Raw genomic sequence first — 13254 nt, 5'->3', positions numbered from 1 at the left:
GCCCATGCAACTGCTGACCCTTCCCCCGTCACCGACACTGGCTACCTCGATCAGGGCGACCGCACAGGTCTTCGAAGACCCAAGGTCGCAGGCGCTGCTCGCCCACTTGCAACAGGTCGCCCCCAGCGAGGCCAGCGTCCTGATCATCGGCGAAACCGGTACGGGCAAGGAGCTGGTCGCACGCCACACCCACAACCTCAGCGGCCGGCGCAACGGCCCATTCGTGGCAGTCAACTGCGGGGCGTTCTCCGAGTCGCTGGTGGAGGCCGAACTGTTCGGTCATGAGAAAGGCGCCTTCACAGGCGCGCTGGCGGCCAAGGCCGGCTGGTTCGAGGAAGCCAATGGCGGCACGCTGTTCCTCGACGAAATCGGCGACCTGCCCCTGCCTATCCAGGTCAAGTTGCTGCGCGTGCTGCAAGAGCGCGAGGTGGTGCGGCTAGGGTCGCGCAAGAGCATCCCGATCAATGTGCGGGTCCTGGCCGCAACCAACGTGCAGCTGGAAAAGGCCATCAACGCCGGGCATTTTCGTGAAGACCTGTACTACCGGCTCAACGTGGTGACCTTACAGTTGCACCCGCTGCGCGACCGCCCGGGTGACATCCTGCCACTGGCCCGGCACTTCATTCGCAGCTACAGCGACCGGCTGGGCTACGGCCCGGTGGAGCTCAGCGCCAAAGCCCAGGCCAAGCTGGTGGAATACAGCTGGCCGGGCAATATCCGCGAGCTGGAGAACGTGATTCATCACAGCTTGCTCACTTGCGGCGACGGCACGGTGCAGGCGCAGGACCTGCGCCTGTCCAACCTGCGCATCGAGCGGCAAGAGGAAGAGACGGCTGGCAATGGTGTAGACGACTTGTTGCAGCGGGCGTTCAGCCAGCTGTACGAGGAGCAGCCGGGCGACCTGTACGAGAAGGTGGAAAACGCCTTGCTGCGCTCGGCCTACCGGTTCTGCCACTACAACCAGGTGCATACCGCGCAGTTGCTGGGGTTGTCGCGCAACATCACGCGCACGCGGCTGATTGCCATTGGCGAGCTGGTGGTGAACAAGCGGCGGGGGCAAGAACAGCAAGTGCTGGACAACCGGGTGGTACGGTTGTCCATCTGAGCCTTACAGTGCCGCGAAGGCCTCAGGATGCCGTACGCGGCATCAGCTCATACGGATGCTTCCACCCCGGCTGCGCCTGGATTCGCGCCTTCCAAGCCTCGATATGAGTGAACTCTACCAGCGGGATCCCTGTATCTTCAGGCATGAACACATACCCCGCCAACGACAGGTCGGCGATGGTCAGCCGGCCGCCAACCATGAACGGCGTTTTTGCCAGGTGTGCGTCGACAATACGGTAAGCCGCCGTGGCACGCTCACGCAGGAATCGCGTCACGTCCGTTTCCCCCGTTTTCTTCAGGCAGAACAGAAAGCGCAGCGCGGCGTAATAGCTGGTGAACTTGTGGTTGTCGAACAGCATCCAGCGCCAGATCTCGCGTTTTTCGTCTTCATCACGCGGGCCGAACTGGCCGGTCTGTTCGGCAAGGTATTCCAGGATCAGCGCAGACTGGGTGAAGGTTTTGCCCGCGTGCTCCAGCACCGGCACCTCGCCCTGCTCGTTCACCTCATCGCGCCAGCCTGGCTCGCGGGTCTGGCCGTTGAAGAAGTCGACGAAAACCGGCTGCCAGGCCTGGCCAGTGAGTTCAAGCATAAGCGCGGCCTTGTAGGCGTTGCCGGATTCGGCGAAGCAATGCAGCGTGTAGTCGGACATCGGCGAACCTTCATTTTCCTTTGAATGATCGTGTCGGGCCATTCACGGGTTCACCCGCGAAGAAGCCGTAGCGCCGAGCAAATCACGCCCGGCCCGCCACGGTCAATCTATCTTCAGGCAATCTGGACGGCGGTTGCTCGCCTGCAGCCAGAACATCCCATTCCCCGTCCCTCCCGTCATAGCCCCCACACAAACCATTTCGTGGCCCCCCAAGGGAACTACCACCTCCTGCGTGCTCTCTTAATCGTTGAGTGGTTTATTACCTTGGGCTTCACGCTACTGGAGAACACGACATGCGCCACCTACTCCTCGCTCCTGCGCTGCTGCTCCTGCTGCCTGCCGGTGCTGCCCTGGCCCGCGTCGATGCGGGCGACGTCGCCACCTCGGCCGGTATCTCCGCCTCGCTTTACTCGACCTTCAAGGACGATAAACGGATCATCCCGGCACGCGATGAACTTTCTGCCTTCGTTGCCAGTGGCGGTGCAATCCGTGGTGCCTATGTGGAGTCGGCGCTGGAACAAGCCCGCAAGGACCACCCTGGGCTGCAAGCCAATGATGAAGAGCTGGCCCGGGCCATTCTGTCGCAGGATGACCGTATAGCCGATCATTGAAGTCAGCCTGTACCGGCCCTTTCGCGGGCTCGCCCGCGAAAGGGCCGGTACAGGCATACATTCACCCCCAACCATCCATACGCATGGTCGCCCTGACCAGGCGCTGTTCCTCCTGCTCGATTTCCCGCAAACTGTCGCGAATCCCGTTGATATGCTCGCGCGCCGCCCGCTGCGCCTGCTCCGGCAACTGCTCCATCACCGCCTGATACAAGCGTGCATGCTGGCGGTCGATCTGGCGCTTCTGCGCCGGCCGGCAATACAGGTTGTTGACCGAGGCAAACACCGTGCTCAAGGTCAGGTCGCTGAGCGATTGCAAGGTATGCACCAGCACCGGGTTGTGTGACGCCTCACTGATCGCCCGGTGGAAAGCGTGGTCGCGACGTGCGTGTTCACGGGCATCGATCGCGTCTGGTGCCTCGTGCGCGGCCAGCATCTCTTCGTAGCGCCGCCGAATCAGCAAGCGGTCAACCTCGGTGGCCCGTAACGCCGCCAGCCGCGCCGACTCTGCTTCCAGCAGCGCCCGCACTTCCAGCAAGTCGAACAGCGTACGCGGCTGCGAGCCAAACAAATGCATCAACGGTGTGGCACCCGACTGCCCTGTCAGGTCGGCGACGAACGAGCCCCGCCCCTGTTCGGTATCGATGATGCCGCGCCCCCGCAAAATGCGTAGCCCTTCGCGCAGTGCCGAGCGTGAACACCCTAGCTTCTCCACCAACCGCCGCTCCGACGGCAAGGCCTGGCCCACCTTGAGTACGCCGTCAACGATCAGCCGCTCCACACGCTCGGCCACCTGGTCGGCGACCTTGGCCTTGCCCTCAGCACCCATCACGCCTTCTCCTACTGGTAGGACCACCTCGACCGATGGCTCCAATCTAGCCAGGCAAAGCCGTCAATAACCAGCCCTTGGCAGAAAAACTGGTAGGACCAGTGAACGACGCACTCGACCAGTGCCGCTGGCACGTGCAGGCTGCAACGGTGACCGCTTTGCCAACAACAACAAAAACGTTGCCGAGTGAGCCGATGAATATCCTGTACGACGAACGCGTCGATGGCGCGCTGCCCACCGTAGACCAGGCGGACCTGTTGCAGGCGCTGCGCAAGGCCCTGCCAGACCTCGATATCCTGTACCGCGAAGAAGACCTCAAACCCTACGAATGTGACGGCCTGTCGGCCTATCGCACGGTACCGCTGCTGGTGGTGCTGCCCGAGCGCCTGGAGCAGGTGCAGGCCTTGCTCAGGCTCTGCCACCAGCGCGGCGTACCCGTGGTAGCCCGTGGCGCCGGTACCGGCCTGTCGGGCGGCGCCCTGCCGCTGGCCAAGGGGATCCTGCTGGTAATGGCGCGCTTCAACCGCATTCTAGAGGTCAATCCACAGGGCCGTTACGCCCGTGTGCAACCCGGCGTGCGCAACTTGGCCATCTCCCAGGCGGCCGCCCCGCACGGTATGTACTACGCACCAGACCCGTCCTCGCAAATTGCCTGCTCCATCGGTGGCAACGTCGCCGAAAACGCCGGAGGCGTGCACTGCCTGAAATACGGCCTGACCGTGCACAACCTGCTCAAGGTGGAAATCCTCACGGTGGAAGGAGAACGCCTGACCCTCGGCAGCGATGCGCTGGACAGCCCGGGCTTCGACCTGCTGGCGCTGTTCACCGGATCCGAAGGCATGCTCGGCATCGTCACGGAAGTGACCGTCAAGCTGCTCCCCAAGCCCCAGGTGGCGCGGGTGCTGCTGGCCAGTTTCGACAGTGTTGAGGACGCCGGCCGGGCAGTCGCCGAAATCATCGCTGCCGGTATCATTCCCGGCGGCCTGGAGATGATGGACAACCTGGCCATCCGCGCCGCCGAAGACTTCATTCATGCCGGGTACCCGGTGGACGCGGCAGCCATCCTGTTGTGCGAACTGGATGGCGTCGAGGCCGATGTGCATGACGATTGTGAACGGGTGGCCGCCGTCCTGGCGCACGCCGGGGCCCGCGAGGTACGGCTGGCCCGCGACGAAGCGGAGCGCGTGCGTTTCTGGGCCGGGCGCAAGAACGCCTTCCCGGCGGTGGGGCGCATCTCGCCGGATTACTACTGCATGGACGGCACCATCCCGCGCCGCGAACTGCCACGGGTACTCAAGGGCATCAGTGACCTGTCCGCGGAATACGGCCTGCGCGTGGCCAACGTGTTCCATGCCGGCGACGGCAACATGCACCCGCTGATCCTGTTCGATGCCAACCTGCCAGGTGAACTGGAGCGCGCCGAAGCCATCGGCGGCAAGATCCTCGAACTGTGCGTGGCGGTAGGCGGCAGCATTACGGGCGAGCACGGCGTAGGCCGCGAGAAAATCAACCAGATGTGCGCGCAGTTCAACAGCGACGAAATCACCCTGTTCCACGCGGTGAAGGCCGCCTTCGACCCGCAGGGCCTGCTCAACCCCGGTAAGAACATTCCCACGCTGCACCGCTGCGCCGAGTTCGGCGCCATGCATGTGCACCATGGGCAACTGCCCTTCCCCGAGCTGGAGCGCTTCTGATGAGCATGGACCGCGACAACAGCCAGGCCCTGCTGGAGCAGGTCGGCCAGGCGCTGAACCAAGGCACACCGCTGCGTATCCAGGGCAGTAACAGCAAAGCCAGGCTGGGCAACCTTGTAGCTGGCGAAGTACTCGACACCCGCAGCCACCGTGGCATCGTCAGCTACGACCCGACCGAACTGGTGCTCACCGCCCGCGCCGGCACACCGCTGCGCGAGATCGAAGCGGCGCTGCACGAAGCCGGCCAGATGCTTCCCTGTGAACCGCCACACCTGGGCCCGGACGCCACCTTGGGCGGCATGGTCGCCGCCGGCTTGTCTGGCCCCCGGCGGCCATGGGCCGGGTCGGTACGTGATTATGTACTTGGCACGCGGGTGATCACCGGCCACGGCAAGTTGCTGCGCTTTGGTGGCGAAGTGATGAAGAACGTGGCCGGTTACGATGTATCACGGCTGATGGCGGGCAGCTTCGGTTGCCTGGGACTGCTGACCGAGGTTTCGTTGAAAGTACTGCCCCGGCCGCGCCAGTGCCTGAGCCTGCGCCTGCCAATGGGCCGGCATGAGGCGCTGGCCGAGTTGGCCGAATGGGGCCAGCAGCCTCTGCCGATCAGCGCGGCTTGCCATGACGGCGAAGCGCTGTACCTGCGCCTGGAAGGCGGCGAAGGTTCGGTTCAGTCGGCACGTCAGCGACTGGGCGGCGCAACCCTCGACAGCGGGTTCTGGAGCGACCTGCGCGAGCAGCGCCTGGCATTCTTCAACAGCCCTGCACCGCTGTGGCGCCTGTCACTGCCCAACGCCATCGGCGAGCTGGACCTGCCCGGCCAGCAACTGATCGACTGGGGTGGAGCGCAACGCTGGCTCACGTCCAGCGCACCGGCACAGGCCATTCGCGACCTGGTCGCCAACGTGGGCGGCCACGCCACCTGCTACACCGCTGGAGCGGACAGTAGCCCGCCGCTGCCGGCTGCACTGATGCGCTACCACCAGACGCTCAAGCAACAGCTCGACCCCCAGGGCGTGTTCAACCCTGGCCGCCTGTACCCAAACCTGTGAGGCCAGACCATGCAAACCAACCTGAGTGAAGCCTCCCGACGCCTGGCCCGCGCCGACGAGGCGCAAAGCATCCTGCGCTCCTGCGTGCACTGCGGTTTCTGCACCGCCACCTGCCCCACCTACCAGTTGCTGGGCGATGAGCTGGACGGCCCGCGCGGGCGCATCTACCTGATCAAGCAACTGCTCGAAGGCGAGCCGATCACGGCCAGCACGCAACTGCACCTGGACCGTTGCCTGTCCTGCCGCAACTGCGAAACCACTTGCCCCTCAGGGGTGAAGTACCACGACCTGCTGGACATCGGCCGCGCCGTTGTCGAACAACAGGTGCCGCGCCCGCTCGGTCAGCGCCTGCTGCGCCAGGGCCTGCGAGCCGTGGTGCCACGTCCGGCGCTGTTCAAGGCCCTGACCCGTGGCGGCCAGGCCTTGCGCCCGCTGCTGCCGGCCGCACTCAAGCGCAAACTGCCGGCACGGGTGGTCGCCCCTGGCCAGCGCCCGGCACCGCGCCATGCACGCCGGGTGTTGATGCTGGAAGGCTGCGTGCAGCCGGCCTTGTCGCCCAACACCAACGCCGCCGCCGCGCGCCTGCTGGACCGCCTGGGCATCAGCGTGCAGCCGATCCACCAGGCCGGCTGCTGTGGCGCGGTGGACTACCACCTCAATGCCCAAGAGCAAGGCCTGCATCGTGCACGGCGCAATATCGACGCGTGGTGGCCTGCCATCGAAGCGGGGGCCGAGGCCATTGTGCAAACCGCCAGCGGCTGCGGCGCGTTCGTGCGTGATTACGGCCACCTGCTGGAAAAAGACCCCCATTACGCCGCCAAAGCCGCGCGGGTCAGCGCCCTGTCCCGCGATCTGGTAGAAGTGCTGCGCGATGAGCCGATCGAGCAACTAGGCCTGTGCGCCGAACAGCGCCTGGCCTTCCATTGCCCTTGTACCCTGCAGCATGCCCTGAAGCTGGGCGGCGCGGTGGAAGCGCTGCTGACGCGCCTGGGCTTTACCCTCACCGCTGTGCCGGACGGCCATCTGTGCTGCGGCTCGGCGGGCACCTATTCGCTGACCCAGCCCGAATTGTCACTGCAACTGCGTGACAACCGCCTCAACGCACTGGAAAGCGGCAAACCGCACGTCATCGCCACCGCCAACATCGGCTGTCAGGCCCACCTCGACGGGGCCGGGCGTACGCCGGTACGGCACTGGATAGAAATTGTCGAAGCAGCCTTGAACCCGGAGCCCCCCCATGCATAGCAAGTTCGTGATCGGCCAGGCCGAAGTCGCCCGCGTATTGGCCGCCGCCCGCCAGGAAGCCCTGGCCCAACACTGGAACGTCACCATCGCCGTGGTTGACGACGGAGGTCACCCGCTAGCCCTGGAGCGCATGGACGGCTGTGCGCCAGCCAGTGCCTACATTGCCGTGGAAAAGGCTCGGACCTCTGCGCTGGGGCGCAAGGAAACACGGGATTACGAAGAGATGGTCAATGGTGGCCGTACTGCATTTGTCACTGCACCGCTGCTGACCAGCCTGGAAGGTGGCGTGCCGTTGCGGGTGGACGGCCAGGTGGTGGGTGCCATCGGTGTGTCCGGGGTCAAGTCCGAGCAAGACGCCCAGGTGGCCAAGGTCGGGGCAGCTGTTCTGTAAATCCTGTGCTGGCCTCTTCGCGGGCTCACCCGCGAAGAGGCCAGCACAGGCACCCCATTTCCTGAAGACTGAACATCGAGCGGACAGACAATGCCAAACCATCAACTCCAGATAGCCCCCATCCTCCAGCGCTTCATCGAAGACGAAGTGCTCCCCGGCACCGGCATCGAAGCCGCCCCCTTCTGGCAAGGCTTCAGCACCCTGGTCCACGACCTCGCCCCGCAAAACCGTGCCCTGCTCGCCGAACGCGAGCGTCTGCAGGCCGAACTGGACAACTGGCACCGCCAGCACCCCGGCCCGATCCGCGACATGGCCGCCTACCAGCACTTCCTGCAAGGCATCGGCTACCTCGTGGATGCACCCGAAGACGTGCAAATCAGCACCCACAACGTCGACGGCGAGATCGCCGTACAAGCCGGCCCGCAACTGGTCGTGCCGCTGAGTAATGCCCGCTACGCCCTCAACGCCGCCAACGCCCGCTGGGGTTCACTGTACGATGCCCTCTACGGCACCGATGCCATCGCCGAAACCGCGGGTGCCGAGCGCGGCCAAGGCTACAATCCGGTGCGCGGCGCCAAGGTGATTGCCTATGGCCGGCAATTCCTCGATACCTCAGCCCCGCTTGCCGGCGCCTCACACAGCGACGCCAAGGCCTACGCGATCAACCAGGGCGCACTGCTGGTCACCCTGGCCGATGGCCGCCAGGTTGGCTTGCAAAACCCCGCGCAAATGCGTGGCTACCAAGGCGAGCCAAACACGCCAACTGCGATCCTGCTGCAGCACCACCAACTGCATTTCGAAATCCGGATCGACCCGGCCAACATCATCGGCCAGCAGGACCTGGCCGGGGTCAAGGACATCCTGCTGGAAGCCGCACTGACCACCATCATCGACTGCGAAGACTCAGTGGCGGCCGTCGATGCCGACGACAAGGTCAATGTCTATCGCAACTGGCTGGGACTGATGAAAGGCGACCTCAGCGAACAGGTCAGCAAGGGCGGCAAAACCTTCAGCCGCACCTTGGCCGCCGACCGCCAGTATCACGGTGCAAACGGCCAGCCACTGACCTTGCCAGGCCGTTCGCTGCTGTTCATTCGCACCGTTGGCCACCTGATGACCAACCCGGCGATCCACGACCGCGATGGCCGGGAAATCCCGGAAGGCATCCTCGATGCCGTGGTCACCAGCCTGATCGGCCTGCACGACCTCAAGCGCCGAGGCAACTCGCGCGAAGGCAGCCTGTACATCGTCAAGCCGAAAATGCACGGGCCGGCCGAAGTGGCCTTTGCCGACCAGCTGTTCGGCCGCGTCGAGGCCCTGTTGGGCTTACCCGCGCATACCCTGAAGATGGGCATCATGGACGAAGAGCGGCGCACCAGCGTCAACCTCAAAGCCTGCATCGCCAGTGCTGCATCACGGGTGGTGTTCATCAACACCGGTTTCCTCGACCGCACCGGGGACGAGATGCACAGCGCCATGGAAGCCGGTGCCATGCTGCGCAAGGGCGACATGAAAGGCAGTGCCTGGATCCAGGCCTACGAACGCAGCAACGTGCTGGTGGGGCTGGCCTGCGGATTACGCGGCAAGGCGCAGATCGGTAAGGGCATGTGGGCCATGCCCGACCTGATGGCGGCCATGCTCGAACAGAAAATTGCCCAGCCCAAGGCCGGGGCCAACACCGCTTGGGTGCCCTCGCCGACGGCCGCAACGCTGCATGCGCTGCATTACCATGAGGTAGACGTGGCAGCGGTGCAGCAGGCGCTGGAAGCAGTCGATCTGAACGCCCAGCGCCACGCATTGCTGAACGACCTGCTCAGCGTACCGGTCAGCCCAGAGCGGCCCTGGAGTGCCGACGATATCCAGGCTGAACTGGACAACAACTGCCAAGGCATCCTCGGTTACGTGGTGCGCTGGGTCGAACAAGGTGTCGGCTGCTCCAAGGTACCGGATATCCACGATGTGGGCCTGATGGAGGACCGCGCCACCCTGCGCATTTCAGCGCAGCACATCGCCAACTGGCTGCACCATGGCGTGGTGGGTGCCGAGCAGGTCGAGGCGACTCTGCAACGCATGGCCAAGGTGGTAGACCAACAGAATGTCGGAGACCCGGCGTACCGGCCAATGGCGGCCAACTTCGAGGCATCGCATGCGTTTCGCGCCGCCCGAGAGCTGGTGTTCAAAGGGCGCGAACAGCCAAGTGGCTATACCGAGCCGTTGCTGCATGGCTGGCGGTTGCGGTTCAAGCAGCAGGTTCAACGCTAGCCCAAGCTGCGCGGTGGTGCTGCCGGCGCGGGCTTGTGTCGCGCCGGCAGCAAACATCTGCCGCCGGCCCGTCAGGGGTGGTATTCCGGCGCCCTCAGAAATTTCCCACAACGTTTTCGGAAGCATCCTGCTTGCTGCCTCTGCACGCAAAAAACAAGATCGGCACTGGAAACCGCAAGGTCGCGATCCAGAGGAGGCTCCGTATGCACCATTACGCCCGCTCCATTGCCGAACTGCGCAGGAGCTTGTGCGAAATGCTGGCCCATGACATCTGCAACCCCGAAGAGGATCCGCACCTGTCGGGGGTGATGTTCTTCTGCGCCACCGACGAACACTCCCGGCAACTGGTCGAGCGAATCGAGTTGCTGGCCAGCGAGGTGTTCTTCGACCAGAACGGGCGGGCCATCGCGGAACACCTGAAAGCGGCCGCAGTCGACGGCGTGCGCATCAAGCGCAACCGCAAGGCGCCAGCGGATGAAACGGTGATACGCATCGCAGTCGCCGACAAGGGCTATATCACGGTGAGTACGGCCCGGCTCTGAGATTATGGGGGCCGCTTTGCGGCTCCATGCCCCTGTCTGGCCAATCCGCTATCCTGAGCACTCCCCCGCTCCGGACCGCCCCATGGAACTGCACATTCGCCTGGAAGGCCGCAAAGGCCTGGCCGACCAGCTCTACCTGCTGCAGTGGGCGCTGGCGGGCTTTTTGGGCGAAGGCCACCTGAACAAGCACATCCGCCGCTGCCACGAGGTTTACAGCGCCTGCCGCGAACGTATCCTGGCGCGCCTGGGCGGCGACCCGTCACTGTGGTTCAGCAAGGTGGAGGTGGGCCTGTATTCGCTGGCACCGTTGTTCAGCAAAGCCCCGGTACGCCCGGGGCTGTTGCTGGGCTTTGGCGCTATCGAGCTGCTGGACATCGACCCGGCACTGGACCGGGTGCGCGATACCCTTAAACGCCTCAGCTGACCGGCGCGGCCCTGCCCGTCGCGGGAGGGCGCGCGATGGCCGCAGCATAGCCACGCGGGTTGAAACAGGCGGTTACCAGCAACATCGCCATCACGGTCACGGTCAGCAGCGTCCACGATGCTTGGAAGTCGCCACTCACGTCACGCAACCAGCCGGTGATGTACGGCACGATACCGGTGATGATAAAGCCGATCCCCTGTACGAATGCCGCCAGGCTGCCGGCCTCGGCAGGCGTCTTGAGGTGCTCCAGGGTCAGCGTCAGGCTCTGGCTGAAGCAGGCACCCAAGCCAAAGCCGATCATGGCGACCCACAGTCCTGCAGCCACCGTGGGTGCCAGCAGCAGGCCGAGGAAGCCCGCCAGCTGAATCGCCAGTGCCAGCCAAAGGCCTGGGCGTCGGTCTGCCCAGCGCCGCAGCAGCAGTGGCAGGCCGAGCGCACCGGCCACCTGGAAAATGGTCATCAGGCCGACCAGGTCGGCGCCGCCCTGGGCACTGCCTCCGTGCTCGATATGGTAGGCCGGCAACCAGGCCACCATGCTGGTGTAGCCGCCATTGATCAGGCCGAAGTACAAGGCCAGCAACCACGCCCGGCGAGTGCCAAACCAGTGTCCACCCGCAGCACCCGTCAGCCTCGGTACTTCCTGACGTGGCCGCAGCACGGCCCAGGCCAGCACCGCCAGCACGGCCGGGGCTGCCCAAAGGCCCAGGCCGGCCTGCCAGTGGCCGAAGTGGCCGCTGACATGTGGCCCAAGCACGGCCGCCAGGCCACCGCCCGTCATCAGTGCCGCCGAATACAGGCCCATCGCCCCGGCCAGCCGCCCGGGGAACCATCGATTGACCAACCCTGGCATCATACCTTGCACCACCGCCACGCCCAGGCCAGCGACCACTGCACTGGCAATCAACGCCCACGCGCTGTCCAGTTGCAGCCGCCACAGGCAGCCCAGGGCAATCGCAGCCAGGCCACCGAGCATGCCGCCATGCTCGCTGATCCAGCGCCGCAGCCAGGGTTGCTGCAACGGTACCAGCCCCATGCACAGCACCGGCAACGCCGTCAGCAAGGCGGCCTGCTGGTAGCCTAGGCCAGTGCTGGCACGCATAGGTTCGAGTAACGGGCCGATACTGGTCAGGATCGGCCGCAAGTTCAGCGCCAGCAGAATCACCAGCAACAGGTTCAACGCAGCTCTCATTGTGAATCGGTTCTCTTGTAGCAAGACCCGGCCATTATCCCGGCTCGGTCAGCCTGGCAGAAATGAAGAGATTGGATGCCTGTCAGTGGCCACCTGAATGGTCGATTGGCCTCCTGCCTATGCGCAGGATTGGCTATCGGGGTGGCCAAAGGGCACTGGCCTGGGTCGAGAGCCTGACCCGCTTACCTGAGCGTAGGGCGCCGCAGGTGATACATCAACGCCCAGCCAACCGCGCCCGATAGCTCCCTGGGCTCTGCCCGGTCCACTTCTTGAACGCCCGGTGAAACGCACTGGGCTCCTGGAACCCGGCCTGCTCGGCGATTTCGGCGATGCTCAACACCCCTTCACGCAAGCGCTCGAAGGCCATCGCCCGGCGCACCTCATCCTTGATCTGCTGGTATGACCGCCCCTCCCGGTCCAACTGCCTGCGAAAGGTACTGGCGCTAACCCCCTGCTGCTGCGCCAGCGCCGCCAATGTCGGCCACTGGCCGTAACGCAGTGCGCGCAAGCGCCGGTACACCTCGGCCACCAGCCCGTTCTGGTTCCGAAAGCGAATCACCAGCCCCTGTGGCGCAGTGCGCAGGAAGGTTTTCAAGGCTGGCAGGTCCTGTACCACCGGCAACCGCAGGTAGGCACTGTCGAATTCCACCTCGGTACGGCCGCTGCCCAGGCGCAGGTCTGGCCCCCACAGCAGCAGGTCGTCCTCCTGGGCCGGGCGCGACACCGCCAGCTCGGTACGGTCGATGGCAATGCGCCGCCCGGCCAGCCAGCACAGCATGCCAATCATCAGCACCAAATACGTTTCCTCGGCATACACCCGGGTCAGCGGGTCGGCAATGTTCGACTGCACACTGATCTGCGCCCGGCCACCACGTACCGTCAGGCTGCCACGCAGGTCGCGCAGGAACAGGCCGAAGCCGCCCATGCATTGGCGCAAGGCCTTTTCCAAGTTCGGTTCAAGTATCAAGCCCCGGCAGATCAGGGCAAAGCTGCCCAGCGGCATGCCATGGCTGTCGAGGCAGAAAAACTCGTCGTCCAGCCGTTGAATCATCGCCAGCCAGAGCTGGGCGAAGGCCCTGGCCGGCACGCGTGCCTGGGGCTGCTCCAGCAGCTGAGGGTCGATGCCCACGGCACGCAGCTGTGCATCACGCTCGGCGGGGCTGTCGCGCAGGGCATGGAGCATGGCGTTGAGAAAGTACACGGCGACCGAATCGCTATCGCGCATGGCGGTTTTCGCTGTCTATGCTGAGTGGCAAAAAGTGCC

12 protein-coding genes and 1 pseudogene are annotated in these 13254 nt (G+C 64.7%); 9 read left to right on the top strand and 4 right to left on the bottom strand.

Annotated elements, in window-relative coordinates; all coding sequences use genetic code 11:
- Positions 1–4: 4 nt before the first annotated feature.
- Entirely contained in the window at positions 5–1105 is a 1101-nt protein-coding gene (gene sfnR, locus PM2_RS25210; protein ID WP_028699837.1) for a sigma54-dependent transcriptional activator SfnR, read from the top strand.
- Between the two features lie 22 nt (positions 1106–1127).
- On the opposite strand, the gene PM2_RS25205 is transcribed toward sfnR, so the two are convergent.
- Entirely contained in the window at positions 1128–1754 is a 627-nt protein-coding gene (locus tag PM2_RS25205; protein WP_016711110.1) for a glutathione S-transferase family protein, read from the bottom strand.
- Between the two features lie 293 nt (positions 1755–2047).
- On the opposite strand from PM2_RS25205, the gene PM2_RS25200 reads away from it, so the two are divergent.
- Entirely contained in the window at positions 2048–2365 is a 318-nt protein-coding gene (locus tag PM2_RS25200; RefSeq protein WP_016711111.1) for a DUF2388 domain-containing protein, read from the top strand.
- A gap of 61 nt (positions 2366–2426) precedes the next feature.
- On the opposite strand, the gene glcC is transcribed toward PM2_RS25200, so the two are convergent.
- Positions 2427–3191: a transcriptional regulator GlcC gene (gene glcC / locus PM2_RS25195; RefSeq protein WP_028699838.1), complete on the bottom strand. Its 765-nt coding sequence runs from the start codon at positions 3189–3191 to the stop codon at positions 2427–2429.
- 194 nt (positions 3192–3385) lie between these two features.
- Between glcC and glcD the strand changes: the two genes are divergently transcribed.
- From glcD to PM2_RS25160, 7 genes and pseudogenes are all read left to right on the top strand, one after another.
- Positions 3386–4885 (top strand): glycolate oxidase subunit GlcD, encoded by a 1500-nt coding sequence (gene glcD / locus PM2_RS25190; RefSeq protein ID WP_028699839.1) that lies wholly within the window; start codon positions 3386–3388, stop codon positions 4883–4885.
- Positions 4885–5937, top strand: coding sequence for a glycolate oxidase subunit GlcE (glcE, locus tag PM2_RS25185; RefSeq protein WP_016711114.1), 1053 nt, complete (start codon positions 4885–4887; stop codon positions 5935–5937). Before glcD ends, glcE begins: the two co-directional genes overlap by 1 nt.
- A gap of 9 nt (positions 5938–5946) precedes the next feature.
- Positions 5947–7182, top strand: coding sequence for a glycolate oxidase subunit GlcF (glcF, locus tag PM2_RS25180; protein WP_028699840.1), 1236 nt, complete (start codon positions 5947–5949; stop codon positions 7180–7182).
- On the top strand, positions 7175–7573 hold the full coding sequence (locus tag PM2_RS25175; protein ID WP_019099230.1) for a heme-binding protein: 399 nt from the start codon (positions 7175–7177) through the stop codon (positions 7571–7573). The genes glcF and PM2_RS25175 overlap by 8 nt, the downstream gene beginning before the upstream one ends.
- A gap of 90 nt (positions 7574–7663) precedes the next feature.
- The gene (locus tag PM2_RS25170; protein ID WP_028699841.1) at positions 7664–9835 is read left to right on the top strand and encodes a malate synthase G; all 2172 of its coding nucleotides are present in this window, start codon (positions 7664–7666) and stop codon (positions 9833–9835) included.
- A gap of 203 nt (positions 9836–10038) precedes the next feature.
- Positions 10039–10377: a hypothetical protein gene (locus PM2_RS25165; protein WP_016711118.1), complete on the top strand. Its 339-nt coding sequence runs from the start codon at positions 10039–10041 to the stop codon at positions 10375–10377.
- 136 nt (positions 10378–10513) lie between these two features.
- A pseudogene (locus tag PM2_RS25160) lies at positions 10514–10801 on the top strand (MocR-like pyridoxine biosynthesis transcription factor PdxR); the annotation flags it as partial.
- On the opposite strand, the gene PM2_RS25155 reads toward PM2_RS25160, so the two are convergent.
- Positions 10794–11990 (bottom strand): cyanate transporter, encoded by a 1197-nt coding sequence (locus PM2_RS25155; RefSeq protein WP_016711120.1) that lies wholly within the window; start codon positions 11988–11990, stop codon positions 10794–10796. The pseudogene PM2_RS25160 and the gene PM2_RS25155 sit on opposite strands and share 8 nt — an antisense overlap.
- A 214-nt stretch (positions 11991–12204) precedes the next feature.
- Complete coding sequence (locus PM2_RS25150) at positions 12205–13215, bottom strand: AraC family transcriptional regulator (protein WP_016711121.1); 1011 nt, start codon at positions 13213–13215, stop codon at positions 12205–12207.
- Positions 13216–13254: the final 39 nt, after the last annotated feature.

This window comes from Pseudomonas monteilii NBRC 103158 = DSM 14164, from assembly GCF_000730605.1.
Taxonomy (GTDB): domain Bacteria; phylum Pseudomonadota; class Gammaproteobacteria; order Pseudomonadales; family Pseudomonadaceae; genus Aquipseudomonas; species Aquipseudomonas monteilii.
The sequence above is the reverse complement of the archived record's forward strand: the minus strand, read 5'-3'. Positions and strand labels throughout refer to the sequence as shown.

Coding starts and splice junctions, on each gene's coding strand:
- sfnR (WP_028699837.1), top strand. CDS start 5: ATGCAACTGCTGACCCTTCCCCCGTCACCGACACTGGCTACCTCGATC.
- PM2_RS25205 (WP_016711110.1), bottom strand. CDS start 1,754: ATGTCCGACTACACGCTGCATTGCTTCGCCGAATCCGGCAACGCCTAC.
- PM2_RS25200 (WP_016711111.1), top strand. CDS start 2,048: ATGCGCCACCTACTCCTCGCTCCTGCGCTGCTGCTCCTGCTGCCTGCC.
- glcC (WP_028699838.1), bottom strand. CDS start 3,191: ATGGGTGCTGAGGGCAAGGCCAAGGTCGCCGACCAGGTGGCCGAGCGT.
- glcD (WP_028699839.1), top strand. CDS start 3,386: ATGAATATCCTGTACGACGAACGCGTCGATGGCGCGCTGCCCACCGTA.
- glcE (WP_016711114.1), top strand. CDS start 4,885: ATGAGCATGGACCGCGACAACAGCCAGGCCCTGCTGGAGCAGGTCGGC.
- glcF (WP_028699840.1), top strand. CDS start 5,947: ATGCAAACCAACCTGAGTGAAGCCTCCCGACGCCTGGCCCGCGCCGAC.
- PM2_RS25175 (WP_019099230.1), top strand. CDS start 7,175: ATGCATAGCAAGTTCGTGATCGGCCAGGCCGAAGTCGCCCGCGTATTG.
- PM2_RS25170 (WP_028699841.1), top strand. CDS start 7,664: ATGCCAAACCATCAACTCCAGATAGCCCCCATCCTCCAGCGCTTCATC.
- PM2_RS25165 (WP_016711118.1), top strand. CDS start 10,039: ATGCACCATTACGCCCGCTCCATTGCCGAACTGCGCAGGAGCTTGTGC.
- PM2_RS25155 (WP_016711120.1), bottom strand. CDS start 11,990: ATGAGAGCTGCGTTGAACCTGTTGCTGGTGATTCTGCTGGCGCTGAAC.
- PM2_RS25150 (WP_016711121.1), bottom strand. CDS start 13,215: ATGCGCGATAGCGATTCGGTCGCCGTGTACTTTCTCAACGCCATGCTC.